We start from the raw sequence: 26264 nt of genomic DNA, 5'->3' as shown, positions 1-26264 counted from the left end.
AGAATAGAAAAGAAAATAACTCCTCTACACTATAAAAAAAATCTTACTCTTCAAGAAGAATAAGGTTTCTGTCTAAGTTTGTTATATAATTCTAAATTGAAATAATCAGCTTGGTTAAAAATAATATCATTAACCCCTTGCCTCTACTTACATTATAACCCAATCTAAATATTATTTATAGACTGTTTTTTCGCCCTGATCCTGCCTTATACTGTAATACGAAAGTCTACAAATAAGGAGAGTGACTATATGAATAACCAAACGAATACCTTAGATCCAGGGCCTTTCTTTCACGGTACGAAAGCAAATCTGAAAATTGGAGAACTGCTTGAACCATTATACTTATCCAATTATCAGGATAAAAAATCTAACTATATCTATTTTACTGCAACATTAAACGCCGCTAAATGGGGTGCTGAATTAGCAAGAACTAATTCAAAAGAGAGAATTTATATTGTAGAACCATTAGGTGATTTTGAGAATGATCCGAACTTAACTGACAAAAGATTCCCGGGAAACCCTACACGTTCTTATAGGTCCAAATCTCCTCTGAAAATTGTAGCTGAATTAGGTTCATGGGAAAGGCATTCCGATGAAGAAATAAATCATATGATCACATCTTTAAAAAAATTAAGTGAAGAAGGAAAAAATGTAATATACGATTGATTAGTTAGCCTTAACTAATTTTCCATAAAAAAAATCGTATTCAGAGGTGAACTCTTGAATACGGTTTTTTTGTTTTGTTTGAAGCCTACAATATCACATACGCTTCAACAGATGTGTTCTTCTCGACTTTAATTTTCTCTTTTTCCAAGCTTTAGAGCTCCCATAATCAAGGGGATTTGTAGTGGCAGTCGAAGCCATAGGATTAAAGGATTTGCTTTTTCATCTGGCTTGAATGATATTTTCTTCATTGTCATATACACATTTGCCGGAAAAACAGCCACCATAAAGAAGGCTAGCAATTTACTTGTGATGGCTTGACCTTTTTTCACCCAAAGCAATACAGAAAAAATAATCTCAAACACGCCTGTCACTAATACAATAGCTCGACGGAATGGGAGGATTTTCGGAACAATTCTGCGGAAACCTGGTTCATGGACGAAATGCAGGACACCTGCTCCAAATAAAATAACCGAATAGATGGATCTCAAAAAAGTTTTCATCTGCGTACTCCCTTCATCTCTTTATTCCTTCCTATTGTAATTCTTTATTACCTTACAACACATTGTGTAAACAGAACAATTCACACTCGCTCATTACGGTAGATATCATTTTATTTTTTGTTTAGCTTTTACTAGACGTATGTTAGCAATAAAAAAGAGCAGCTAATGCTGCTCTTTTTTATTGCTAAATTGATTCCCAGTCATATCCCCTATTCATGAACTGGTATATAACCCTTCTGAACATAAATTACCGGATCAAAGTATGTGTTTAGATTATATTTCTGAGATATATCAGCACTTATTTTTTTAAAGGTCATATAGCTTTGATTTGTCTTACTCGTTTTTACTTTTGCTGATATATAAATACTTTTTTTATTTTTAAAAGTTAATTTAAAATAATTTTTGACGTTCTTTTCTTGAACAAAAACACTATTCGTTAAATGATTAGGCTTATTTAAAACTTGTTCAATATGATCTAATTCAATTTTAGTAACTGGTTTAGTTTGTAAATACGGTTTTAAATAATTCACTTTCCACTCTGGCTCTGTAATGGCATCTCTGGATTGTACAATATTCATTGTTAGAATTATCAAAATCGCCATTACAATTACTATTAAAATTGCATTCCCTACAATAGTTGCGGCTGTCTTTTTCGTTTTTACAAATTCAACTAATATAGCCACTAAAACAATTGCCCAAAACACACACGCCACTATTGCTATAAGATTATTATCCACGTTTATTTTGTCATACATTAATTTAACTTTTTCTATATTCATTGGAGCACTCATTTCTTCGTAAGTTTACTTTTTTATTATTCTTGGCTTTAAGGTGAAATTATGAAATATTTAAATACTGTTTTAATAAGTATAAATGATGTTCATGGAAAAGATGCTTTTCTAAATAATTGAAATCAACCCAGCGCATTTTTTCTTTTTCAACTGGTTCAGCTATCTTTTCTAATAGTTTACAAGTGTATAATATTCCGATATTGTGTTGAGAGTCGCGAGGATATTTTGCTGAAACCCAATGTCTTTCAGCTTTACCTATCTGCTCAACGATTCGAATTTCATGTCCTGTTTTCTCAATGCTCTCTCTTAATAATGCAATTTCAGGAGATTCATCTATTTCAATCCCTCCACCAACTAAAAATAAATTCCCATCCAAATCTTCTACACATAAGAATTGTTGTTGGTCATTTTGAATAACAGCATATGCACCAGTTCTTTTCCAATAATTTAAATCGTAATTACGTTAACCAAAAGTTTTCATTTTAGCCTCCTAATTGGAATTCTAGCGATATTATAACATTAAAAAAAGTCCCAAAACGGTGTTTGGGGACTTTAATTGATAGAGCTGTTAGATAGGGATAAGGGTATTGCTAAGCGGAAACTCCAATGAGCAACAGAAAAGTCTGTTTTTAAAGTGGACCCTCTCCCGAAAAGATAATTTAACTTTCCTACACCTTCATCTAAGGAATACCCTCTAGTTTAATGGTATCCCCGCAGTTTTAAGTTCTCTAGGAATAGCAATAAAAGGAGGGGCGTACACCTTACTTTTTCAACCACCAAAAACCCTGCCTTTTACAAGACTGGGTCTCTTGGTACTTTCAATCTATCTCTTTTTTCCAACTGAACGATGTGAAATAGGACCGTTCCTATATGTTTTATGATTTCCTATCGCTTCAACAGTTACTGTGTAAGTTCCACGGACTTTCATTTTTGAAGCATAGCTATACTTATGGTTGCTTGCGGTTACATGTTTTGTAAAGACTAGTTTAGATCCACGATATAATTTAAGTTCATATTTTGAAGCTTTAGCTACAGATTGCCATTGAATAACAGTACCTTTCCAAGTAGGCTTGGGAACTTGTTTTAACGTTATCTTTTTATCCGAATGTACGGAGGCTGCTCCAGATTTATAGCTTTTATTATCTCCGATAGCTTTGATTGTTACTGTGTATTCACCTGAATTTTTCATTTTAGAAGAAAGGTTATACTTCCTGTCTCCTGCTGCGACCCTTTTAGAAAGGATTAGCGTTTTCCCTCTATATAATCGTAACTCCACCGTTTTGGTATGTTCTACAGTTTTCCAATGAATGCTATCGCCACTCCAAGTGGGCTTTTGTGGTTTTGCTAGCGTTGTCAATTTTTTATTTACTTCAGATGGACTAGAAACAATACTGTCTCTATAATTCACTGAATCACCTATTGCTTGAACAGTTACTGTATACGATCCTGGTTTTACCATCTGTTTTTCAAGATTATATTGCTGAACATTATTTTGAACTGTCTGCGTTTGTATTAATGTTTTTCCATTATAGAGTTTTATCATATATTGGGAAGCATCTGTCACTTCATCCCATCGAATAGTATTGCTATCCCAGATTGGTTTTTTAACTTGCTTTAAAGTTGGTATGATTTTACTTGTATCAGAATACGTTGAAACAGGTCCGTCCTGATAATGTGCACCATCTCCTATCGCTCGGACTGTCACTGTATAGCTCCCTGGACTCTCCATCTCAGAGGATAGATTTATTTCATGGACTGTTCCATCAACCCGCGTTGTATAGATGATTGTATTGTCCTTATATAATTCAACTTCATATTGGAAAGCATTTGGGACATCTGTCCATTCAATAATTTCTCCTTCTAAAATAGGTTTTTGCACTCTGTCTAAAGTTATCGCAATGGCTCGCATCCAAGAAAAGTCCAATCTAGGTGTTGGTATATTATTTGCCTTATCTTTAACGCTCACTCCGTCTTCTTTCATATAAGAAAGAATTTGATCTACAGTGGAATTCGGGTATTTTTGACGTACAAGTGCAAATCCTCCTGTTACTTGAGGTGTTGCCATTGAAGTACCAGAAAGATACCCGTATCCTCCTCCTGGCAAGGAGGAATAAACCGGATCCCCTGGTGCTAATAAATCTAGAAAACTAACACTATTTGAAAAGCTAGATACTTGGTCATAGTCATTTGTGGAGCCTACACTCACCACAGAAGAGATACAGGCAGGTGCACTAATGGCACTTTTGTAGGAATCGTTGCCAGAGGCTGCAATTGTCGCGATGCCTGCACTTTTTAGATTGTCTACAATATTTTTTATGCTGGTATATGAACTATCACAAGTACTAGAATATTTACCACCACCTAAGCTCATATTAATAGCAGAAATATCATACTGATTTCTTAATAGATAGACTCTTTCCAGCCCATTTAATAAATCAGAAAAATTCCCTTCTCCATCCTTATCTGCCAGTACTTTTATTGCTAAAATATTCGCTTCTTTAGCAACGCCTGAAAAGTTCGTCGTATTCCCTGCTGCAATGCCAGCTACGTGTGTACCATGTCCCTCTGTATCATTCGCTGCGCCCTCTCCTGTTGTTGCTGTTTTCCCATCACAATTTCGATTTGAACTGAAGCATGCTTCATAGACGACTTTGCCTTTTAAAAAAGGATGACTCCGATCTACGCCTGTATCAAGAATAGCAACGCTCTTCCCTTTCCCGGTAAATCCTGCTGACCAAGCACTCTCAGCATTCATTAAACTGTTTGTAAAAATATCCTTTGCTCTTAGTTTATCTTCTAGGAAGTTTGAATTGGTTTTTATATCGCTTTTTGAAATGACCGCATCTTCTGTAATACTCTTAACATCCGGGTTCTCGGCTAAAGCTTTAAGACCCTCTTCATCTACTTCCATTGACATATAAGGAATAGTCTTAAATTTAGAAATATGGCCTGATACATCTTGTTCCTTGTTATCTAAATCCTCAATAACCGCATCTTGAGTCTCCTGGATATTGCTTTCCTGCTTATCCTTTTGACTCTTAGATACTCGTCCTTCTGGTGTGAATTTTTCTTCCAATTGAACAATTACTTTAATTTTGCCTTTCTTGCTTTTATTTACTTTTTGTTCTAAGTTGCTTTGTATTTTTCTCGTATGATCAAACTTATTTGTTATTCTATCACTGCCTTTGGCTTCTACATTCATTTGCAGTCCACTTAAAAAAAGGCACGTGATTGTGAACATTAAAAAGTGTTTAAAACCCTTCATACTCAAGACTCCTTATCTATTTATCTCTCTCTATTTTATTAGCATATTTTAATTTATCGGGTTGAATCGCTAAATTTTTAGACCCTCAAAACAATGATTTTCAAAGTTGACGCACCGATAATCAAAGTGATAAGAACGAAAATTAATATCCTTGAAAAGCCAACATTTTTTTGGTTTTTTATATTCCACTTTCTTATGAAAAATTAAATTAAAAACTCAGCCTAAAACAGGCTGATTTTACGTTCTGTTCATTATTATAAGAGTCTTTTCAAGGCCTCACGTTTACTAAGAGGTTTTAATTGATTTGTTGCTACGAACTCCTTTACTGCATCAGGGTTCGTCTTCCCATATTCTCTCAAGACCCACCCTATCGCTTTTTGAATAAAGAATTCATTGCTGTCGGCTCTTGTGCGAATATAGTGAAATAAGCGTCCTTCATCTGTTTGTTTCTTATAACGGAGCTGGTACAGTAATGCTGATCTTTGTAGCCATATATTGTCGCCTAAAATCCACTCATCTGCATACGAAGAAATCAACTGTGGATAAACTGTAAACAAATACCCCATTATATGCGGCGATAGTACATCCACCGTATCCCACCATGATTTCGTCACCAACAAAGTACACAGCCACGGCATATCATCAGGTGTAAGTTCCTTTTTTACCTTCTCTAGTATATCGAGCGCTGCCTTTTGATACTCTCTCTCGGGAAGATCCCATAATGTAAGAATAATCTCTTTGAGATTTTCTTTTGAGGGAACACCATATTCGTTCAAAAATTGTTTCGTCAGCTTTCTGCGGATAGGTGTTCGAATCCCTAAAAATTGAAATTGATTGCGCAAATAATTTTGTGACCAGTTCGCGTATTCTTCATCCTTATGTTGGTTATATAATTCAACCAGTTGTTTTATGTAATTGTTATTCATTCCCGCCACCTGCTTTGAGTTATTAATATTTTCCTTCTTTAAAGCTTATCTCATTGTACTCCTTATTAAACGCATTAATAATTCTACTATGCCTTAATAGCTAACTTCTTTAATATTCAAAAAATATTTCTAAGAATAGGTCTTATTAACCTATTCAACATACAAAAAACTCATTATATTTATAGATAATTGTTGCTGTTTCTTCTGTTCAAGATAGACAACGACAAGGCAACACTATAGAAATATAGTTGCGCAAAGCTATAGGGGCTAAGGTGGTTTCCACTAAGCCAGCCAGTTACCGAATTATCTATAAAAGGAGAATGTATATGATAAACATGAAGAAAGCATGGAGCGTAGGACTAGCAGCAACATTGCTACTGTCACAGGGAATGACTGTAGCAAATGCAAAAGGACATTCAGAAAAAAGCCATGGGAACAAAACACAGGCTCATGACAAAAATAAAAATAAGATAGCTGATAAATGGGAAAAGAAGTATAAGCTAACTGGTAAAAATATCGCTTCACAAGACAAAGATAAAGATGGTCTCCCAAATATAGTGGAATACCAACTTCACTTAAACCCTTTATCTGCAGACACTGATAAAAATCATGTAAACGATGGGTTGGAAGATGCGGATGATGACAAATTAAGCAATAGAGCTGAAGTAGAGCTTAGGACTGATCCCAGCAATCCAGATTCTGATCACGATAAAATTTTAGACGGTGCTGAAGTAGACAAGCATGGCGTAGAATACTCAAAAAAAGTTCGTGAATTCGAACTAGAAATTGAGACTGATGATGATGACTTCGAGGCTGAGTATGAATATAAAAAAGGCCATGCCAAAATAAAAGTAAGTAAGAAATTCATTTCAAAAGCGACGGTTGAAGCCTTAGTAAAGAAATTTGAAGCAACCACTGAGTTAACAGAAGAAGAAATGCAATCAATTATTGAAACAGAGTTACACTTGGAAGGTTCATATGATATGGAAGCCGAAGTAGAATTTTTAAATGGCAAAGAAGTAGAATTTGAAAAACAATCATTAGATCATGATGATTCCCAAGCAGACGATGATGATAATCAAAGTGATGAGGACGAAGATTAATATTCTTGAAAAGCCAACAATTTTGTTGGCTTTTTATATTATTTCCACTGAAAAACTATGGCTTCACTTTAATAGTTTGAATGGAGAAAAAAAACATAATAAAAGGACTTTTTAATATGAATTCAAACAAATCTACTCCAATAGAAACAAAGCAGTCTAGTAAAATTTCGCTCTTTTCATTAAAGTATTATGATTTTCCTTGTAAGATACTTTTATAGCCATTAAGATTTAACATAGTGACCTCAAGAATAGTATCAAATTTAGGAGGACGAGAGAAACCTCCCTTAGATAGAAGCTTAGAATGTTACTGTGCTAAATATACTTTTTACCATTAACTTTCTTTCAGAAGTCCCACTCTCACAGATGGGTCTTTTATTTTTTAGGTCACTATTCTGCCTTTTAGATTAGTTTTAGAACCAACATGAAATAATGCGCAAACTAGCTTCATAATTTACAAACTATCTACTATATCAATAATATAATAGATAGTTGAAATGAAAGTGAGGAATTACGTATTGGGTGTTAAAGAACGAGTTTTTACTTTTGATAATTCAAAAGCTTTATTGATTTTTCTAGTAGTTCTCGGGCACTTCGTTGACTACTATACTGATATCTCTCGTAATATGCAGGTTCTATTTTTCTTTATATATATTTTCCATATGCCTCTCTTTATCTTTATAGCCGGTTTATTTAGTAAATCTACTATTAATAAATCGCCATTTCGAATTGATCGAGTACTGACTTTCTTATTGCTCTATTTTATATTGGAAATAGTGCTGTATCTTATGCTTCATGTATGGTTTGGAAGTGAGAGCTATGACTTAACCATGTTTTCTGAAGATGGCGTATCATGGTTTATGTTTGCCATGGCAGCGTGGCTTTGCATAGGTTACTTCTTAAATCAATTCAAACCAAAGTATGTGCTCATTGGCACTACAGTATTAGCCTTATTAGTTGGCTATGATAAAGAAGTAGGTGATTTTTTAGTCGCTTCTCGGATTATAGTCTATCTACCTTTCTTTATGGCGGGTTACTATACAAATCCGCAAAAACTCGCGAGTTTTTTACAACAAAAATCTGTTCGCATAACAAGTGGCATTATTCTCTTATTGACGATAGCCTTTATCTACTTCAATATTGATCTGATTTATGGCTTACGTCCTCTATTATCAGGTCGTAATGCATATGTAGTTGCCGGCCTGCCGGTCATGGGTGGTTTTATCCGTCTAGGTTTAATGATTGTGACGACGATTGTCTCTTTAGCCGTTATGGCAATCATGCCTAACAAAAAAACATGGTATACAGTAATAGGAGTAAGATCTCTACAAGTTTATTTCTTGCATCGTTTTATCCTATTTATTTATCAACATTATCACTTGAATGACTACTTAGCTAAAATTTCACCTAACCATTGGTTAGAAATATATCTATGTTTCGCAGCCATTTTAACAGTACTCCTATCCTGGAAAGGCTTCGGATGGATACTTATTAAAATTCAGTCCATTTCTTATGTTCGATTTAAGAAGCAAGAAAAAGTAGTTAGACAATAAAAACAAAGCCCTTCCTTGTGTTGGGGCTTTGTTTTTTTATATATAACGATATCTACTCAACCATCATTTCTCCACTTTGTTTAGCTTCTTTTAGATAAAAGTATAATCTCGTATTAGAGTTCACTTTCCTCCAGATCATGCAATTCATAAACCCCCTTGCCTATCCGTCTAAAATCATTATGTACAGTTACATGATGTCTCGGAGCATTCACACAACATCTCGATGCGATGTGCGTTCTAATCGTTGATTCTTTATATTTCGTATTTAACTTATTCATATACTCAATCACTTCATTGATTGTAAATTCATTTTTCCCTTTATCCTTCACTAATGACGTGACGGCTGAAAGTAACTCATCCCTACAATTTGTTTTCTGCCTTGATTTTCTTGATTTTACGCTTTCACTTACAAGCTTCTTACTTTCCAAAACTATTGATCGCTTTGTTTCGCTCGAAATATTCCATACTGGATTTACCTTCGCAATTAAGGCTGATTCTATACTAAATTTGTTGTCTGTCTCCAAGAAATACAGTTTAATTTCTTGAGCTACCTGGCTCGCTTCATAAATTAGATGATTTATACGACAATTGTTAGATTCTCCTCCAATAAAGCATTTTCTTGGTGAAATCATGCCGTATCCCTTATTAAATCTTCGCGAAAGACTTTCGCATACACCTATATAGACAAGTTCATTATTTAAAGCGATTGCATATAAACCCGCTTGCTGTATATCACTTGGGATAGAGAATTTGCAGAACGGCCCCTGACCATATTTATTCAAGGATAACCCTTGAATATTATTATTTTCGACATGTACCTCAAAATTTTCAACATTCCCATTATGGTCTCTCAAAGGTTTTATATCACAAATAAATTTAAATTTATTTTTCAAATCCTGCATTTCAAACAAATCCTCCCTTATAATTCGTCTCCCAGAAAACTATATTGAATTGATTTTATCGGCAGAAAGTTAAACTTCGTTTTAAAAAACCGTACGCGCCAACATCACATTTTTAGGTATTTATTACCTTATATATTTTCATTATAAGGTAATAAGTATTAATTTACTATAAAAATAAAGTGAATAATAACCTACATTTTACACATATTATTACCAGTTAGGATTTTTTTAAGGTTATATATCCTTATATGATACTTTCACTAGGTTTTAATCGCTTGTTCAATAAAAAAAGAACAGTATTTTTAGCTAAACGAATTTTCTTCACCTATTCGATACCCTATTAAAGGAAAAAATCCTAGTGCAATTAAAAAAACCGAACTATTATCCAAATGCTAGTACAGCATTTTTCAATAGTTCGGCTTTCATTATTTAACTTAACTATAACCATCTTCGGCTTTGGTCGCACTGCCCCAGCCTCTTCTGAATTCTTACACCATGAATTTCTTATTTACCAAATAGCTTCTACCCATTCAGGATGATCAACAAATGGATTTCGGTTCCCCTGTATTTTAAATATTTTTTCGTTTCGTTGTTTTTCCCAGTCACTTACCGGATCTTGTTTATTCCATTGCTTTAAAACAGATAGTTTGCCATGGTAAGGATTTGTTCCATTGTTGACTTGATCGTTCAATTCTAAGTCAACTCTGTCACCCTTTTCATAACGAGTAGCCATGTAAAAGAGCATTCTTGCAATATCCCCTTTTACGTCATTTGGTGGCTCAAAAGAATCGCCATCCCTTTTACAAAGAGAACAACCGTTGATTGCGTTTCCACCGTTATCAAAATCTAGATTACCTCTTGACCCGTTAACTTGAACGTCGGCTGGTCGTAAATGATGAATGTCTGTACCTGGACCATTGCTCGTCCCGAAATTGCCATGGGATTTAGCCCATGTATGCTCTCTATTCCAATCGCCCGCATTGCCACCGGCTCTATCCTTTGAGCGAGATTCACCTGTATAAAGAAGGATGACATTATTTTTGTTTTTTGGATCCTCATCAGTGATTTTCAAAGCATCCCATACTTCACTGTATGAAAGAACTTTATTATCATCTATGATATCGTGCAATGCCGTTTTTAACGCTTGCCCTTCTTTACCGATAGCATCGCCATAATATTGATCCGTAGCATTGGCAGTTGTCACAGTTACGCTGAAACGAGAAGTAACAGATTTTTTACCATCTGAAGCTGTAACAGCCACTAAATGTGTACCAGTAGGCAAATCTAACGTTAATTCTGAACCGTTAATAGTGCCCATCGTAGAACTGAAGGTTAGTTTATCTCCGTCTGGATCAAGAAAATAATCTGCCAAAGAAAAGTTTAGCTTTTTTCCAGCTGTTATCGTTTGATTATCAAAACCTTTTTTGGCTACTGGTGCATTGTTTTCTGCTGGTTTATTAGGCTGCTCTATTTTTTTGCCCTCTGAATCTCTAAACTGAATTGTTTCAGGGTTCGCACCGTTTATATACTCGATATTTTTTAGGTTTTCTGCTCCTCTGACTTCCTTGACATTAGGACCATCAATAATAACTTTTTCCAATGCTAGTCCTGAGAAGTTGATAATCAAACCAGCCTTGTTAGGTTTGACTGTTACCGTTGCCCCTTCAAAGCCCTTACCTGCGAAACCTGGGCCTTTAAGCTCTGCATATTGTGAACTTCTAATGATGATTCCTTCTGTAATACTACCGCTTACAAAATTCATCCCAACACTTGGAGAAGCGATTGTTAGCTTTTTCGTTTTTGTTTTTGTAAAATTGAAAGATTTGTCAGCAACAATCTGTTCAGCATGATCATCCCCGCCAGAACTATCGGCTAAATCTAGCTGCACCATTACTGGATCATGGTCACTCGCACGACCAGCCATGTCAGTGAAATCTGAATTAATATGAAGAATATCGATATTCGCCGAGTCAGCTAAGTTATTGGATACCAAAATATGGTCTAACACTTGTGAATTCCCCTGATATACGTACGTATAACGATCGGATTTTTCCACTTTATTAATCATATTCGTCATATATTTACCTTCCAGTATTTTTAACGAATCAGTGAATTGGAAATCGTTATAATCACCTACTGAGACAATATTTGCATCTGGATTGTCAGATTTAATTTTCTCTGTAAAGTCTCTCACGATCGTTGCAATTTTATGGCGTTGAACTTCACTTACTAATTTAGGCGGCTGTGATGAGCCAAACAATGGTGTATCTCCTGATTTAGAGTTCCAGTGATTCGCAATGACAACAACACTTTCACCTTTAAAGTCAAATTGTGCAGCTAGCGGTTTTCGGCTATTATCAAATGCTGGATTTGTAGGATCAATTCGTCCAGGATTCAATGAAAGCTTTCCATCTTTATAATCTACTGCTGTTGTTGCATCGCCACTTGGAATGTCTTTCGTTAATTGTACGCGGTCTGGATTATACAAGAAGCCGACACGGATATTCGCATTCGGTGCACCACCATCTGCATTATTTTCCGGGTCAATATTAGCATAGTTATATTTCACGCCACCTGCTTCTTCAATTTTAGCAATTAAACGCTTATAGCTTTGATCAGCAGCAGCATCTCCTGCAGTAGAACCATTGTTATCTTGAACCTCTGTTACACCAACAATATCAGGGTTTTTCATATCTGATGCAATCGCGCGAGCCAATTTGCCAGCTTTGTCCTCAGAGGTTTCTTTTGTATTGTTAGAGAAGTTTTCTAGATTATAAGAAGCAACGGTTAATTTGTCATCCTCTTTTACAATTGTTGTGGTTTCCGGTTTCGAATCACCTTCCACAAGTTTTGCTTTCATATAATCATAATCAGCGTAGATTTTGTAATTCGAGAAGCCGTAGTTCACTACCCCAGTAATAGGCCCCTTAAATTTATCGCCTGTCGCCACTTTAAAATCTCTCGCTTGTGTATTATCGTACAGTTTAAACTGAATACGATCTGCGTTTGCATTATCCTCTGTATACAAGACACCCCCATGAATGGTATCTGTTTTTCTGTCTTCTAGAACAGTAACCAAATCACCATGATCTTGAGGCCCTACAGCTTTTACATTTCCTACTTGCACTCTCATGCCTTCGAGAGATTCCCAGAAATCAATCGCATCTTCCTGTGGATCAAATTCAGTAAATTGATCATTATCAATTACTTCAGACGGCAGATTATTACGATCAATAACTACCGGTTCTGGAAGGGTGACATTACTCTTCAACACGCCTACCTTCCCGCCTTGGTCGTTGCGTGCATTAAGCTGTGTGACAGATAAATCTGTCTCTTTTTTAGAGTCAGCATAGCCGTCAATTTGGAATTCATCTACTTTACCATTTACACTGACAAGATCCCCAACTTTTACGCTCGCTGCTGTGTTACCCGTATAGACAATAATCCCTTCTGATGTCTTTGGATTGTTGTCTTTTTTAGCATCTGGCGTTTGCATGTGGAAGTAGTTGCCGCTTCCGATTTTATAAATATATGTGACAATACCTTCAATTCCTGAAACAGTCTTACCTTTCATTTGTGAGTCATGTAACTCTCCTTGAATATCATGAATTTGAATTCCTTCTGCTGAATCAAAAACAGTATATTCATACGAAGCAATAGGGCTATCTTTCAAACCATCTTTAACAGCAAACGCTTTTACTGTCATTTTATCTTGAATCGTAATTGGTTTACTATATACCTTACTTGATTTCGTAGGCTCTGTTCCATCCGTTGTATAATAAATGGTTGCTCCCTCAGTCGGAGTTGTGAGTTCTAATTCAGTACCTTTTGCCACTGCTCCAGCTTTCACTGATGGTGTGATAGGCTGAACAACACTCGCATCTTCAACGATATCTGATGTGGAACGTGGAATGACTTGGTATACATTATCGAATTGCTGAACAATCCCTGTGATGGAGTCATAGGTCTTCCCAACAGCTAAATTCAATGTTTTTGCCTCATCACGTACGACAAATTCAGTAGTACCATCTGTCACAGTATAGTTCGCCCACGTACTGCCATCTTCCACAGATAAAATTTTAATATTTTTAGCTTTTACTAGGCGTGATTCATTTTCTTCAGTTACTTCTGCCCCTGTAACAGCTTTAGGCGTTGGTGACCCTACATTAGATTTCTTCTCAACCAATTGTGCTCCGTCTAGCTGCAATAATCCCTTGTAGTCTGCTAGTTTGCCTGTCAAAGTGACTTCATCACCCACTGCAGCATCTAATGTAGCTGGGCGAACGGCTATTCCGCCCGTTTCATCTTGGACAGAGATTGTATTTTTAAGTTTCGCAGCTACCACAGCTTTGATTGTGACCGTATCGCCTATTGGTAGCGCTCTTGCTTGTTCGATTGATTTAATCTCAACTGGAGAAGGGTTTCCTGGTTCTACTGATGAACCATCCATTGAATGCTTGCCAAGGTTAGATAAATCGTCTATCGGGAATTTATCCCACTCTTTAGTTGGCTCAAATGCATCATCAATAACGGTATCGCCTGACGTAATAGTAGATTTTCGAACTAAAGTTAAATCCGCCATATTATTGATTTTTGTGCCTACTTGTCCAAGCGAATCAATGATACTATTTACTTTTTTTAATACGACAGCATCGTCACCGTTAAAATTAATAACAGTTGAATTAGCGAGATTCCCTTTACTCTTTATCGATTCATTCGCATTATTATTATAAATAACGTACGTATCTCCAGCTTTAATACTTCCACTAAGTTTTAATGTTGCAGTTGCTGTAGTTGCTCCATTTGCATAGAGTTCTAGGGAATACTGACTTAAATCAATTGGAGATCCAGTCCCATTATAAAGTTCAATTGCTTTATTGCTACTACTTCCCTCAATGTACTCAGAAATAATTAATTCCGAAGCTTTACCTGTTACAGCCGCCGATGTAGGGAGGGCTGGTGTTAAGATGCTTGCTGTTAAGAGTGTCGACAAAAATGCGTTGAATGGCTTTTTCCATTTTCTTTTATTCATTTAAACTAGTCCCTTTCTTAATCAGTATTTGTTTAAAGAATTACAGCGTAATTTCTTCTACTTCAATGCCATCAAAAGAAATATTACTGCCTTTGACACCAGAAGCATCTAAATGACCATTTACCTTAATCGATGTAAATGTAATACCTTTAGCTTGGCCTGTTAATATCAAATTCCCATTAATAGTGGCATGCTCTAACTTTTCAACATTAGTGATGTCTACTTGAATTGTGCCATTAAAAACTTTTGGATTCTCAGAGGTTCCAGTAAACTCTGTTGGAGAAACTACCTTTACGCCATCTTCAGTGCCGCTCCCCCCTCCATTATTTGGAGTGTTATCAAATGCATACTCAAATGTTAATTCTACTGTTACTGATTTACCGTCCTTCGTGACAGTAGCATTTACGACCGAACCTGCTGTTGCAGCTTGTACTGTTGCATGTTTAGAAGTGTTGTTAGTAAATTGAGCCTTTCCAGTTACTGCTGTGAATGTCACTTCATCTGCAGCTGTTAACGGCTCTGATTGCACCCCGTATTGATCCGTTGTTTTAAAATCAATAGCTTTTAATAGATCTGATAGACCATATGGCTTTGTTACTTTACCAGATACCTTCACTTTTGAGGTTTGTTCTTTAGTTCCCTTTTTAAACGTTTCTACTTTTATTGTTTTTGCTGGTTCAATCGAGTAAGTAACCGGAACAGAAATTTTCTCGCCTGTTTCAGTAATTGAAACTATTCGATTAACTGTTTTGGAAGTTATACTACTTCCACTCTTGTCTTTAAAGAAAGCAGCATCTAATTTAGGTGCAGATGAAACTGTGTATTCGCCTTTTTCTCTTTTTAAAGTAGTCTTCTTTGCTTTTGTTGAAGCTACGACTACAGGCTCGTCTGATGTATATTTTGAGCCCTTTGCCGATGAAGCAAGCGTGTAATCAGCTAATACATAAACTGTAGGCACTGTTTTTACAGTGTAAATTACAGCCAAACCATTCTTATAGGATTTGATTTCCCCGTTTTTATCTTTTATCGGACCATTTGCTAACGACGCATTAAAGTAGTATTTACCTTTGTATAAAGTAAGACCGACGTTAAGAGCACCATTTTTATAGAATTTTCCTTTATAAAGACCGGTTGTTACCTTTTTAATTCCTTTGGAGTAGTACGCACCTTTGTAAGTGCCCGTAGCTTTAACGCCCTTTTTGTAGTAAAACTTCTTTTTATAAATGCCTGTAAACTTTTTGCCATCTTTATAAAGCTTGCCCTTGTACGTTTTGTAACCTTTTACTACTTTGTTCGTTTTTGCGTTGACAAGCTTACCCTTACTATTCACTTTATAAGCCGTTTTTGCTGAAACATCTACAACCGGAAGAATCATTGAAGTAGTTAATAGGGATGCACCAATAACACAGGCTGCTGCAGGTTTAACAAATTTGTAGTTTGTCACAAATAAAAATCCTCCTGAATGGGTTTTATTTTCACTTAGCTAATTACACGAAAATCAGCAATTGGTGAATATCTTAATTATTTACTATAGAAATAGATTTTTCCACCTCCTTTTCAATAAAAAACTCAATATTTACAATTAGTAATATATTTAAAGAATTCGTTAGTTAGATAACTATATGTCGCTGGTAGAAAACTCATAAATTGAGAATCTTTCTCTAATTAAAAAACTCACATGTTCGGATGCATGTGGGTTGATTTCTAGTACTTTTTGCTTTTCATTCCTAAACTATAGATATTTTACTTCCGCTAAGATCTGATTTAGATTTCTGATACAAGCCTGCAGTATAATTACTGACTAGTTTCAGAACAATAAAAAGCCGTAGCATAAACATTGTTTATACTACGGCTTTATTTAAATAGAATTATGGTAAGAATTTTGAATCACTTGGTTTTTATATATGTTTTGTAGCTCGATTTGTTTTTCTGCTAGATTGCTTAATGATTGCTTAGTCTGAAACACTGGCTGCTCAATATACTTTTGTTTTTGTTTAATAGCATTAAGTTCGGATGGAAGTAATAAACCATGATCCTTTGTCATCATGCCAAGATCATAACACTTCTTTATAATATCCAACACTTTATTGTTTTGGTCTCTATTCACTTGTCCATATTGATCAATGATATTCATTATTTTGTTTTCAAGACTATCTTTTTGTTCTGAGTAAACAATTTTTCCGTTCAGTGCATTCTGTTCATTAATAACTTGTCCTGATTCAATAGCTGAACAGAAATCATAAAAATTCATTGAAACTGTTCCTGGTTTACAATTATCAAGTGATTCGGTTGCAACTATGGAAAATGAAAGAAACATAGGATCATAGTTTTTAATCATTTGATCCCAACGCTCGACATCTGCAGTATCAAACTTTGAAATATCGACACCTTTGTGCATAATTGGGTCTTTTTTTGTGTTTATTACTTCGTTTTTGGGTGTAGAATCTAAATTGTCCACATTACCAATAACTTCTGCTTTTCTAGATGAAGATTTTATATTGCTAATTAAAGTTACGGTATTTTGTACATTTTGTATCATATTTCCACCTCTTTATAAGCAAAAATCATTGAGCTAAACTGAAGAAAACTGTGTTACTATCCGCTTGTTTGGGACCTGCAGCACTATAGCTATGAATTCTAAGTTTGTAACCATTTTCAAAAGCACTTACTGGAATTGAATAATACCTTTGATAACCTACAACAACTTTTGCAGAATCAGTAATTGGTACTTGTTGATAATTAATTACACCGCTATTAGTAATATTTAAAGTATCATTATAAAAGATATTAGTATTAGAGATTCCAGTGTAGGTAACTCTAAAATAAACCGTATCACCTTCTATAGGTTTAACTGCAAGAGAATTACCTGTAGAATCATTTAAGGACTCCCAATTTACCCCATCTGATGAAATGCGATCAATAGATACTTTTGTGATAGGTGCTGCTGTTCCTGCAAAAGCTTCTGTAAATGAGCTAAATAAAATGGAAACAGAAGCAACGGCAAAAATTAATAATAGACTGAATATTTTTTTCATAATTATCCCTACTAATATTAACATCGTCTATATTTGTAAAATATTAATAGTTTTTGGGAAATTTTAATAGTTCACCTTGTATTGTTTTGTAAACCACTCTTTTCAAAAACCTCTTCTATTTGGATTTTTATTTTCTTTTAAAACTTTGAAATATATATATAAGGATTTCTCATACTCCTTTTTACTTTTATAAGCGCTTTGAAAAGGAATCGCTTTTTGACGTCCTTTGTTGCTTTAAGAATTGTTCATTCAAAATAATAATATATATTTAAAAAGAGAATCCAAACTCTATCTTTGAATCTGTTCGCCCAATAAGGAAAGGGATGGATTTAATAATTAGTTAGATTTTAGATTATTATTTTGAATATCATCATGTATACAAGAGTAAGCACTATTAACTAGCTTTAAATTCCATTTATTTTTAGTCACTTGCATGTACTGTTCTAAGACTGAATGCTTTAAATCAAAGACCTCTATTGCTATATTAGATGCTTGTGGGTACACATGAAATATCTGTCTTAGTTGTTTAGAAAACCATTCCTTCACAAAAATCTCTTCCATTTGGATTCTCCTTTTCAATTAAAACCTTGAAATAGACGTGTAAAGCGATTACTTAAAAGCCCTTACCTTTTTAGGCTTGTTTAAAAGTAATCGCTTTTTAAGTACTTGTATATTACTTTAAGAGCAATCATTCGCATTCCCTCCTAACGAAAAAAGCTCCCATATACGAATACATGAGAGCTAGAATTCAATATAATAATATATATTTAAAAAGAGAATCCAAACGCTATCTATGAAACAAAAAAACTCCCATCTTCCGTAGAAGATAGGAGTCTTGAATCCGTTCGCCCAATAAGGTAAGGGTGGATTTAATAAAAGTAATAATTAGCGAGTAGTTGTAACTTTAACTTCTGCTTTTTGGTCATTTCCTGTAGCATCTTCAACTTTATCTTTAGCTGCAACTGTTTCGATTGTTACAGTTTTAGTAGTGTCAAAGTTTACTGTTTTTGTTTCTGTTTTTTCAGCTGCGATTTCGCCGTCTTTAAGAATATAAGTGTATGTTTTTCCGCTCTTAACAATTGTATCACCTGCTACTGGTGTATAAGCAGTTGTTGTGTCATTATAGAAGCCATCTGCTTCCGCGATTACATCGCCAGTACCACCGTTATCTACAATTTTCCCATCCTTAAGGACATATTTGTACGTTGTTCCATCTTTAACAATTGTATCACCTGCTACTGGTGTATAAGCAGTTGTTGTTCCATTGTAGAATCCATTTGCAGGTGCTTTTACTGCAAGAGTTGTTTCATTAACCGATTTTTGAGCTTCAACAATTAATGTTTTACCTGCTACGCTCTTAATAACTGCTCCAGATACTGTTACTTCTTTGCCATCTTCAGTGAATTTGAATGCAGAAGCTACATCTCCAGTTAGATCTGAACTTAAATTCTCATCATATGTTAAAACAAATGTTTTACCGTCTGCTAATAGTTGTGCAGATTGTAATTTAGGAGCCACATTATCTTTAACTTCTACTGTACCTGTATATGTTTTTAAAGTTTTTGTACCTGCAGTATTTTTAACGTTTGCTACTGTGAATACAGCTGCTTGGTCATTTTTAACAATAGATTCTGCTGGTAGTGTGATTGTTGCAGTATCTTGTGTTTTGTTAAGAGTAATAGTAGTACCAGTTGGAAGTGGTTTACCAGCTAATGTATAGTTTGCTACATCAGTAGCTGAACCAGCTACTGCTCCACCTTTAACTGCTTCTGGGTATTTCACAGTAATAACATTGTTAGAAGCTGATGTTGCATTTTTAGAATCTAATTCAAATTCCGTAGCTTGTGTACCTTTACCGAAATCAATTGTGTAGTTAAATGCTGCTGATTTATTACCAGCCTCAGATAAGTCAGTTACTAATTCATTATTGAATGAGATAGCATATTGACCTGTTATAGCTACAGGTGTTGTTGATTTAAATACTACTTTTTTATCTCCAGCTTTTACAGCTTGAGATGTAAAGTTTACAAAAGTAGTAGTATCAAGAACGCCATTTGCATCAACGATTGAAGAAGCTGCCGCATGTAAAGTAGTACCTGTTGCTACTGATGCTTCTTTTAAACCTTCGCTGAAGTTAATTTCGATTGCTTCAACTTTACCGTCTTTATCTTTAAGTACGTTATAGCCTGTTGCTACTGGTTTAGCTGCATCTTTAGTTAATGTTACTTTTTGTACAGATTCAGTTGTTTTGTTACCTAATTTATCTTCCATATCTTTAGGTAATACTACATTGAATGTACGGCTATCTTTATTTGCAAAGATAGCATCTGATACAGTAAGTGAGAATTGTGTACTGTTTGTATTCTCTACTGCTTTAATAGCTCCAACATTAACATTTGCAAGAGTTTCATCTTTAACTGTAATATTTTTCACTGTACTTTCATCCATTGATTTGTTGAAAGTTACTAAAATTTCTTTATCGCTTGAACCAGCTGATACTGTAGCAACTGGGATAGCTGCATCTACTGATACTGTGAAAGTAGCTGTAGTAGAAACCACTTTGTTACCTGCTACATCTTCTGCATTGATTAATTCAACTGTATGAGATTTACCAGCTTCAAGATTTAAACCAGTTAATTCTAATGTATCCGAAGTAGTACCTGTGAACGATTTTACTGTAGCATAATCACCGTCTACTTTTACTAGAGCGCCAGCTTTTACTGGTTCAGATAATTGGATAGTAGCAGTTTTTGCTACAGTTCCGTTTGTTTTAGCTTCAACACTTACGATTGAAGGAGCTACTTTATCTTCATAAGTCATTTTACTTACATATTTTTCAGTAGAAACTTTATCGTCAGCTTTAGTTTTGATTGGATTAACTACTACTGCTGCATCTGTAACTTTAATAGCTTCAGTTGAAGTTAATGTTAAAGTTTTACCATCTTCTGATAATTCGCCTTTTGAAAGTGTAGTTACACCTTCAATTACTACTACACCAGCTTTTTCAGCTTCAGTTTTGTCTACTGCTTTGTTAAATGCAACTTTAACAGTAGTACCGTTAATCGCTTATAATTCAGAATGTTTCGTCTGTTAATTTCATTTTAGCAATTCCTTGTGGCACATGGGTTTGTGAACATCCAATTTTTTCATTCGAATGAAAATCTATTTAGATTCTAGTATTTTTTTATTCTATCTAGGAAAAGTAGTTAAACTGTAGAGTCTACAAAATTGTAGAGCTACTCTCATATATTCCCCAATAAATTCCCCATCCATTTCTGATGAAACATAAGGAAACTCCCATTCTACCCAATATATTTATAAAAAATTAGAGTTTCTACTATTATATATTCAAATTCACAACCGAAAAAATAAAGGTAAATAGCGTTAACAGAACTTGACGGTATTAATTATTTATTACATAACATTGGAGTGAAAAAGATGTCTTTGAATCCTAAAATTGCAACTTTAATTTATTTAGTAATATCATTAAGTTCTCCTTTGATATTTTACTTATTCAAACAAGAATTAGTTATTTTTTTTCTTATTTCTTTCTTTATTTTAATATTTGATTTGTTTGTAGAAGGGGCTATTTTCAGTACTTTTGAATCTAAAAGAATTTTACATATTTTAGAAACATTGAATCAATTAATTATCTGCTTTTTAGTAACCTTTATTCCTTGGTTATTAGTATTAAAAGTACTTGATATTTTTTCTTTAAGAAATCTTGATAGAACAAAATTTACTCTATTTATTGGAGTTTGCTTTATTTTGACGGTCTTATTTTACTGGTTACTCAAAAAAATAGATATATTTACAAAAGTAGATAGTCATTTATCTCAAATTTTCAATCTAAAAATTAGTACATCTCATCAAAAAAGGAGTCAATTGGACACTCCTTTACTTGGTCAAATAGCAGATATATTAACAATTCTCATTACAGTGCTCTTATTAGCAAATTCTGCTTATACAGCAATTGAAAGTAATTTTAATTCTTCTCCTATTAAAACAAAAGATTTAAGTACAATATCAGAATACCTCTATTTAATACCTGGAATTGCTGTTTATTCATTAGCAACCTATTACAAAATTATAGATTTTCTACTCAAAACTAAAAGCAAAGAAACAATGTAAATTTATAGGGTTTTACGGGAAATCCTTGTCCTAGCAAAAAAAGAAGCGGGGTTCTGTCCGCTTCTTCAAGGGTGAAACAGTCGGTTCACTTCTTCCTTGTACCCGTACTTTTGGAAGAACTCAATGAGGGCTGTTTCTACAATGGTCTTTTGTGTCATGTTGTGTTCATCACTGTAATCAACTAGCAGTGCAATAATGCGATTATTCATGGTGAGAGTTTTGTTAGCGTTTCCTCCTCTAAGTTTAAAAGTAGGAAGTTGTTTTTCTTCTGTTTCGAGTAATTCTTTTAGTTGTGTTTCATGTTTAACGAGGTAAGTAAGAATGGCTTCAAATTGCGGATTGGTTCCGCATACAGTTGCAACATTGGAACCTTGTTTGCCTTGGGATTCTTCTTCTGGTTCTGGAAAGTATTCAATGTAATTTTCTTTTTCACTATCCCATTTGTACCCTTTATTCATCATGTACTGTCCAAGTTCTTCAATGGATCTAAAACCACTTTTAACGGAAACCTCTAAGATGTCCGCATGTTCTTTTTCCAATGCTCGTATGATTTTAGCTGGCTTTGTTAGTTCAACTTGTACACTTGCAAGTCGTTCTTTTCTCTCCTTTTCCTTTTCTTCATTATAAGGAACAAACGTGTCATCCTTCCAACGGAATCCTTTCCGTCTAAAGTACATATCAATGGACTTCCAATTTTTATTTCCATAGAACTCAACAATCTCATCTTGTGAGTAACCTTTTTTGAGCATTTGTAAAACGGTTGCTACTTTTTCATCTTCGTACACTTCTGGATTAAAATTTGTCATGATGAATCTCTCCTACAAACTTAATGTATTTACCGCTGCCTGCATGTCCTCTGTTTGTACGTGCAAGTAAACTGTTGTTGTTCGTAAATCTGCATGACCTAGTAATTGTTGAATGACTGCAACATGGACATCATTTTTCACTAATGCACTTGCAAAGGAATGACGAAATGCATGGCTTGTGACAGTTTTTTGAATGCCAGCTTCTTCACATGCTTCCTTTAGTGTGCTATTGATTAAATGACGACTAATGGATCCTGTTTTCTGTAAAGCAAAGAAGTACAATGAATCTACTTCTGGTCGAACATTTTTTAAGTACTGTTGGAGATTGTTGTACAGGGATTCGCTAATTGGAATATTTCTATCTTTTCCTCCCTTACCGTTAATGACATGAATGATTCGTTTGTCGAAGTCTACATCTTGTAAACGTAAATGAATGCACTCGGTAATCCGTAACCCTGTGTTAGCCATTGTGTACAAAAAGCTTTTAGCGGTTGGATGTTTAATGTGTTTTAAAATTAGCATGACTTCTTCGGTACTTAGAAATGTACGTTCTTTATATGGTACTTTGACACGTTCTACATTTTCCATGATATTTTCGTCTACTTCTTTATATTTGGACAGGTACTTAAAGAAACTAGCCAATGAATTGATTTTGCGGTTCACAGTTTTAGCAGCCCATTTATGTTCAACTCTTGCTTCCTGAATGAAATCTTCTACTTCTACTTGTGCAATCCGGTTTACTAACACTGGACCATTTTCTTTTTGTGCCATGTAACGAGCAAATTGTTCAATGTCGATTCGGTAACCTCTAGCGGTTTCTTTGCTCATACCTTTTTGTGAAAGATATTTCATGTAAATATCGATTGCGTGTTTAATAAGTAAATTTTTTGTCATTGTAATCTCTCCTTTAAGCTGATTCAATAAAATAATATCTATCTCAAAAGTGAATTAAAGACGCTTAGTAACAATGATATAGATTGCTACTAAGCTGTGATTTTTTACTACACTAACATTCAACTGCTAAATTGTAAGTCTTCTGCATCGACAAGCAAGGTGTACACAGTATCAGCTGGTTTTTTTGGTAAATCATCCACACCTAATATAGCTTGTCTCTGATCTTGTTGCTCTTTTGAAAACACTTGCTTTCTGCTTGTAAGTCGCCCTCCCTCGTAATCAAGCCAGCCTTTTTTCTTCCAATTTTTAAGAATGGTTTGTGTATCTTGATAACCAAAATCATGCATAGCTTTTTCAAATACATTCTTAAGGATGCTAACTTTTAGCTTTGGTTTGCCACCAACAATTTTCCCTACAATTTCTTGTGAATAGTTAGGAACATTACCGATAATAAACTGATTTTGATGTTGTTGAACAAACTCGAGCATGCGATTCCATGCCGTTTTGCCAATGTCTCTGCTTTCAGCAAGCATAGCATCTCTTTCAACAATAAAATTTTTTAAGTTATCGATATCTATGCCAAAATTAAAGACTTTGTTTGCTAATTCAGCAGCAAGCTGAATGATGGCATATTTTTTCGCCATTCTCTCTTTAAAAGGTGAATCTGTTAGTATACTAGTGAAGTTTTTTATGTTCAAAGGCAATAAATTATCAATTATTGACGGGTTTTTAAGTATGTATTTTACAAATTCTTTTCCAGCATGTCCGTAATTTTTCATCACACATTCTTTAATATTGTTAGAATTCTCAGCACTAGTTGTCCATTGTTCATTAGAAAATTCGAGTGCTCGCAGTTTTAATCCTGTATTATTTGCTGACTTGCTTAGGATAGACAACTCACCTGTTGAGAAAATAGTAGTTGCCCAACCACCAGTGTTTTGGAATGAAAGTTCTTTGTTTAATCTTTTTTTGTTACGACCATCCGCAATACTATAAAGGAACGAAGAAAAATCTCCTTCATTACTCATAGATAATTCATCAATGAGATAAGGTACACCATAGTTACCAACAAGTGATTGTAAGATAGCATTAGATGTACCATTCCATGAAGTAAACAACCCTTTTTGCTTTTTCGTTGGTGCACCAAATATAGAGACTGCTAACATACCCGCAGTTGTTTTCCCGCTTGTGGAATCACCTGTTAAATTAATCATCAATGTATCAGTTAGATAATCTTTCTGATAGAGATAACCGACAATAGCACTTGAGAAACCACAAGCTAGGATGAATTCTAACGGTGTATGTCCGATTACTTCATCTTTTACCATAGTTATCCATTCAACTAGGTTACCAGCAGGTGTTAAATCAAAGCTAGCATTCTCACTATCAAAAACAAATGGCATTCTTCCTTCTGTATCATTGCCCTTAATTATCTCATTCATTCCGAAGACTAATTGTTTGCATTCTTTATCTTCAAAGAATCCAACATCTGTGTAATGTCGTAGCATTGGTGCTATATATTGTTGTTGCATTAGAAAATTTGATAACGCTTTATAATTATTCGCTTGAATTGGAAAACCATAGTCAATTAGCTTTTCAATATTTTTAGGAACTAGAATACTCATTGGGAATTCGCGTGTTTGAAAGGTATTATTTACTTTATACATTAGCTTCACTTGGACTGTTCCTTCTTCACTCTGCTTGTAACGTTCAAGTACACAAATTGGATCTGAAATAAATATAGTTTCATTATCTTTAATCTGAAAAATTCCTTTTTCCCCCATCAAATAACTGATACTTGTATGTCCTTTCAATCGGTTAAATTGTTTTTGCATTTCAAAGTATGGATTTGAATAAATACTTTTTTCAAACGATGTACTATTATCTCCTTTTTTATTATCCACGTTTGGTGTAATGTTTCTTACTCTTCTAACTACCATTCATTTCTCCCCCATTTAAATACGATTACTTTTAATTTATAACAGAATATTCTGTGTTTTTTGTATACATTGAAGCCTTTTAGCTTAATCTCTCCCAAACATATTATCTGCTTTTGTTCTATTAATATGTCAAATTTCATTTATGTTATATATATTACTAATAACCACAATATCTTTTTGTCTTATATTTTAACTCTTCTAGTGGACAAATATTATGCAAATAATAATTTTCTATACCGTTTTCTATCTGTGTCGAAACTAGTAAACCAAGCTTTTTCACCAATACATCTTCTGGAATTTTTATTTTAGATGGTTTTATACGTATAGCTGTTGAAAATTTTTGATAGTTTTTATTCATTCCCTCTTTTAAGGCAAATGGAAATGAAAGAAACCTTCCATTTTCTAATGAAAACTCAACTATATTAATTCTTTCTTTACTATGTATTGTTGTAATAGATAAAGCATATCCTTCAATCCAGAAGCAGTTACAATCCTTGGGGTCTTGTAAAAGACGTTGTGATTCAGTAAGTAAATAATGATACTCTTGCATGTTTTACACCTCTCTTCCTTTTCCAATTAGTCCTCTTATTTGGCATGTTTCATAAAACCCTAATTGTTGGATAAGTTCTTTATCCAACAATCGATTGTGTTCACACATCTTTTTTGCTTGATTCTTTTTATTCATAGAAGTTTGCACCCTTTCATTTTTAATTTTGAAGCTTG

Annotated in this window: 20 protein-coding genes, 1 pseudogene and 1 riboswitch; of the genes and pseudogenes, 4 read left to right on the top strand and 17 right to left on the bottom strand. The window is 34.4% G+C overall.

Translation table 11 applies throughout. The features are described 5' to 3' along the window. The first annotated feature begins 249 nt into the window (after positions 1 to 249). Entirely contained in the window at positions 250 to 666 is a 417-nt protein-coding gene (gene arr, locus F0527_RS01420; protein WP_147195274.1) for an NAD(+)--rifampin ADP-ribosyltransferase, read from the top strand. Between the two features lie 128 nt (positions 667 to 794). Here the strand turns inward: arr and F0527_RS01415 are convergent, their stop codons facing one another. The 5 genes and pseudogenes from F0527_RS01415 to F0527_RS01395 all read right to left on the bottom strand — a co-directional run bounded on the left by F0527_RS01415 (position 795) and on the right by F0527_RS01395 (position 6148). Next, complete coding sequence (locus F0527_RS01415; RefSeq protein WP_150283524.1) at positions 795 to 1166, bottom strand: DoxX family protein; 372 nt, start codon at positions 1164 to 1166, stop codon at positions 795 to 797. Between the two features lie 209 nt (positions 1167 to 1375). After that, positions 1376 to 1945: a hypothetical protein gene (locus F0527_RS01410; RefSeq protein ID WP_150283523.1), complete on the bottom strand. Its 570-nt coding sequence runs from the start codon at positions 1943 to 1945 to the stop codon at positions 1376 to 1378. Positions 1946 to 2003: 58 nt separating this feature from the next. Next, positions 2004 to 2384, bottom strand: a pseudogene (locus tag F0527_RS01405) (NUDIX domain-containing protein); the annotation flags it as partial. A 396-nt stretch (positions 2385 to 2780) separates the two neighbouring features. Then, positions 2781 to 5222, bottom strand: coding sequence for a S8 family serine peptidase (locus F0527_RS01400; protein ID WP_150283522.1), 2442 nt, complete (start codon positions 5220 to 5222; stop codon positions 2781 to 2783). Between the two features lie 254 nt (positions 5223 to 5476). Next, on the bottom strand, positions 5477 to 6148 hold the full coding sequence (locus F0527_RS01395; protein ID WP_150283521.1) for a DNA alkylation repair protein: 672 nt from the start codon (positions 6146 to 6148) through the stop codon (positions 5477 to 5479). A 217-nt stretch (positions 6149 to 6365) separates the two neighbouring features. Then, positions 6366 to 6451, top strand: a riboswitch (cyclic di-GMP riboswitch). 23 nt (positions 6452 to 6474) lie between these two features. On the opposite strand from F0527_RS01395, the gene F0527_RS01390 reads away from it, so the two are divergent. After that, positions 6475 to 7251 carry a hypothetical protein gene (locus F0527_RS01390; protein ID WP_150283520.1) on the top strand — a complete coding sequence of 259 codons (777 nt, stop codon included), beginning with the start codon at positions 6475 to 6477 and terminating at the stop codon, positions 7249 to 7251. Positions 7252 to 7766: 515 nt separating this feature from the next. Beyond that, the gene (locus F0527_RS01385) at positions 7767 to 8801 is read left to right on the top strand and encodes an acyltransferase family protein (RefSeq protein ID WP_223823503.1); all 1035 of its coding nucleotides are present in this window, start codon (positions 7767 to 7769) and stop codon (positions 8799 to 8801) included. A 113-nt stretch (positions 8802 to 8914) separates the two neighbouring features. On the opposite strand, the gene F0527_RS01380 is transcribed toward F0527_RS01385, so the two are convergent. The 7 genes from F0527_RS01380 to F0527_RS01350 all read right to left on the bottom strand — a co-directional run bounded on the left by F0527_RS01380 (position 8915) and on the right by F0527_RS01350 (position 20590). Beyond that, positions 8915 to 9703, bottom strand: coding sequence for a DUF7669 domain-containing protein (locus F0527_RS01380; protein WP_150283518.1), 789 nt, complete (start codon positions 9701 to 9703; stop codon positions 8915 to 8917). A 508-nt stretch (positions 9704 to 10211) separates the two neighbouring features. Beyond that, positions 10212 to 14735 (bottom strand): endonuclease, encoded by a 4524-nt coding sequence (locus tag F0527_RS01375; RefSeq protein ID WP_150283517.1) that lies wholly within the window; start codon positions 14733 to 14735, stop codon positions 10212 to 10214. A 40-nt stretch (positions 14736 to 14775) separates the two neighbouring features. Beyond that, positions 14776 to 16179 (bottom strand): hypothetical protein, encoded by a 1404-nt coding sequence (locus tag F0527_RS01370; RefSeq protein WP_150283516.1) that lies wholly within the window; start codon positions 16177 to 16179, stop codon positions 14776 to 14778. 414 nt (positions 16180 to 16593) lie between these two features. Next, positions 16594 to 17274, bottom strand: coding sequence for a hypothetical protein (locus F0527_RS01365; protein ID WP_150283515.1), 681 nt, complete (start codon positions 17272 to 17274; stop codon positions 16594 to 16596). Positions 17275 to 17299: 25 nt separating this feature from the next. After that, positions 17300 to 17770, bottom strand: coding sequence for a DUF4879 domain-containing protein (locus F0527_RS01360; RefSeq protein ID WP_190323356.1), 471 nt, complete (start codon positions 17768 to 17770; stop codon positions 17300 to 17302). Between the two features lie 336 nt (positions 17771 to 18106). Beyond that, complete coding sequence (locus F0527_RS01355; RefSeq protein ID WP_150283513.1) at positions 18107 to 18331, bottom strand: hypothetical protein; 225 nt, start codon at positions 18329 to 18331, stop codon at positions 18107 to 18109. 324 nt (positions 18332 to 18655) lie between these two features. Continuing rightward, positions 18656 to 20590 (bottom strand): hypothetical protein, encoded by a 1935-nt coding sequence (locus F0527_RS01350; RefSeq protein WP_150283512.1) that lies wholly within the window; start codon positions 20588 to 20590, stop codon positions 18656 to 18658. A 618-nt stretch (positions 20591 to 21208) separates the two neighbouring features. Here F0527_RS01350 and F0527_RS01345 point away from each other — a divergent pair. After that, positions 21209 to 21901: a hypothetical protein gene (locus tag F0527_RS01345; protein ID WP_150283511.1), complete on the top strand. Its 693-nt coding sequence runs from the start codon at positions 21209 to 21211 to the stop codon at positions 21899 to 21901. Positions 21902 to 21966: 65 nt separating this feature from the next. Here F0527_RS01345 and F0527_RS01340 read toward each other — a convergent pair whose 3' ends face one another. The 5 genes from F0527_RS01340 to F0527_RS17315 form a co-directional block, all read right to left on the bottom strand. Further along, entirely contained in the window at positions 21967 to 22707 is a 741-nt protein-coding gene (locus F0527_RS01340) for a hypothetical protein (protein WP_150283510.1), read from the bottom strand. Between the two features lie 12 nt (positions 22708 to 22719). Then, entirely contained in the window at positions 22720 to 23601 is an 882-nt protein-coding gene (locus tag F0527_RS01335) for a tyrosine-type recombinase/integrase (RefSeq protein ID WP_150283509.1), read from the bottom strand. Positions 23602 to 23720: 119 nt separating this feature from the next. Continuing rightward, on the bottom strand, positions 23721 to 25541 hold the full coding sequence (locus F0527_RS01330; RefSeq protein WP_150283508.1) for a DUF927 domain-containing protein: 1821 nt from the start codon (positions 25539 to 25541) through the stop codon (positions 23721 to 23723). Between the two features lie 157 nt (positions 25542 to 25698). Further along, positions 25699 to 26091, bottom strand: a complete 393-nt coding sequence (locus tag F0527_RS01325) for a hypothetical protein (RefSeq protein WP_150283507.1) — start codon at positions 26089 to 26091, stop codon at positions 25699 to 25701. A 3-nt stretch (positions 26092 to 26094) separates the two neighbouring features. Beyond that, the gene (locus F0527_RS17315; protein WP_255475993.1) at positions 26095 to 26226 is read right to left on the bottom strand and encodes a hypothetical protein; all 132 of its coding nucleotides are present in this window, start codon (positions 26224 to 26226) and stop codon (positions 26095 to 26097) included. Positions 26227 to 26264 lie beyond the last annotated feature (38 nt).

Origin of the sequence: Rummeliibacillus sp. TYF-LIM-RU47 (genome assembly GCF_008638315.1) — a bacterium.
Lineage (GTDB): Bacteria > Bacillota > Bacilli > Bacillales_A > Planococcaceae > Rummeliibacillus > Rummeliibacillus stabekisii.
Note: the sequence above shows the minus strand (reverse complement) of the source record. Positions and strands in the feature narration are given on the sequence as shown.

What these genes read in the sequence shown, in the direction of transcription:
- F0527_RS01395 (WP_150283521.1), bottom strand. Translation starts at nt 6,148, where the DNA reads ATGAATAACAATTACATAAAACAACTGGTTGAATTATATAACCAACAT.
- F0527_RS01330 (WP_150283508.1), bottom strand. Translation starts at nt 25,541, where the DNA reads ATGGTAGTTAGAAGAGTAAGAAACATTACACCAAACGTGGATAATAAA.
- F0527_RS01345 (WP_150283511.1), top strand. Translation starts at nt 21,209, where the DNA reads ATGTCTTTGAATCCTAAAATTGCAACTTTAATTTATTTAGTAATATCA.
- F0527_RS01410 (WP_150283523.1), bottom strand. Translation starts at nt 1,945, where the DNA reads ATGAATATAGAAAAAGTTAAATTAATGTATGACAAAATAAACGTGGAT.
- F0527_RS01415 (WP_150283524.1), bottom strand. Translation starts at nt 1,166, where the DNA reads ATGAAAACTTTTTTGAGATCCATCTATTCGGTTATTTTATTTGGAGCA.
- F0527_RS01390 (WP_150283520.1), top strand. Translation starts at nt 6,475, where the DNA reads ATGATAAACATGAAGAAAGCATGGAGCGTAGGACTAGCAGCAACATTG.
- F0527_RS01325 (WP_150283507.1), bottom strand. Translation starts at nt 26,091, where the DNA reads ATGCAAGAGTATCATTATTTACTTACTGAATCACAACGTCTTTTACAA.
- F0527_RS01365 (WP_150283515.1), bottom strand. Translation starts at nt 17,274, where the DNA reads ATGATACAAAATGTACAAAATACCGTAACTTTAATTAGCAATATAAAA.
- F0527_RS01355 (WP_150283513.1), bottom strand. Translation starts at nt 18,331, where the DNA reads ATGGAAGAGATTTTTGTGAAGGAATGGTTTTCTAAACAACTAAGACAG.
- F0527_RS01400 (WP_150283522.1), bottom strand. Translation starts at nt 5,222, where the DNA reads ATGAAGGGTTTTAAACACTTTTTAATGTTCACAATCACGTGCCTTTTT.
- arr (WP_147195274.1), top strand. Translation starts at nt 250, where the DNA reads ATGAATAACCAAACGAATACCTTAGATCCAGGGCCTTTCTTTCACGGT.
- F0527_RS01350 (WP_150283512.1), bottom strand. Translation starts at nt 20,590, where the DNA reads ATGACTTATGAAGATAAAGTAGCTCCTTCAATCGTAAGTGTTGAAGCT.
- F0527_RS01375 (WP_150283517.1), bottom strand. Translation starts at nt 14,735, where the DNA reads ATGAATAAAAGAAAATGGAAAAAGCCATTCAACGCATTTTTGTCGACA.
- F0527_RS01380 (WP_150283518.1), bottom strand. Translation starts at nt 9,703, where the DNA reads ATGCAGGATTTGAAAAATAAATTTAAATTTATTTGTGATATAAAACCT.
- F0527_RS17315 (WP_255475993.1), bottom strand. Translation starts at nt 26,226, where the DNA reads ATGAATAAAAAGAATCAAGCAAAAAAGATGTGTGAACACAATCGATTG.
- F0527_RS01335 (WP_150283509.1), bottom strand. Translation starts at nt 23,601, where the DNA reads ATGACAAAAAATTTACTTATTAAACACGCAATCGATATTTACATGAAA.
- F0527_RS01360 (WP_190323356.1), bottom strand. Translation starts at nt 17,770, where the DNA reads ATGAAAAAAATATTCAGTCTATTATTAATTTTTGCCGTTGCTTCTGTT.
- F0527_RS01340 (WP_150283510.1), bottom strand. Translation starts at nt 22,707, where the DNA reads ATGACAAATTTTAATCCAGAAGTGTACGAAGATGAAAAAGTAGCAACC.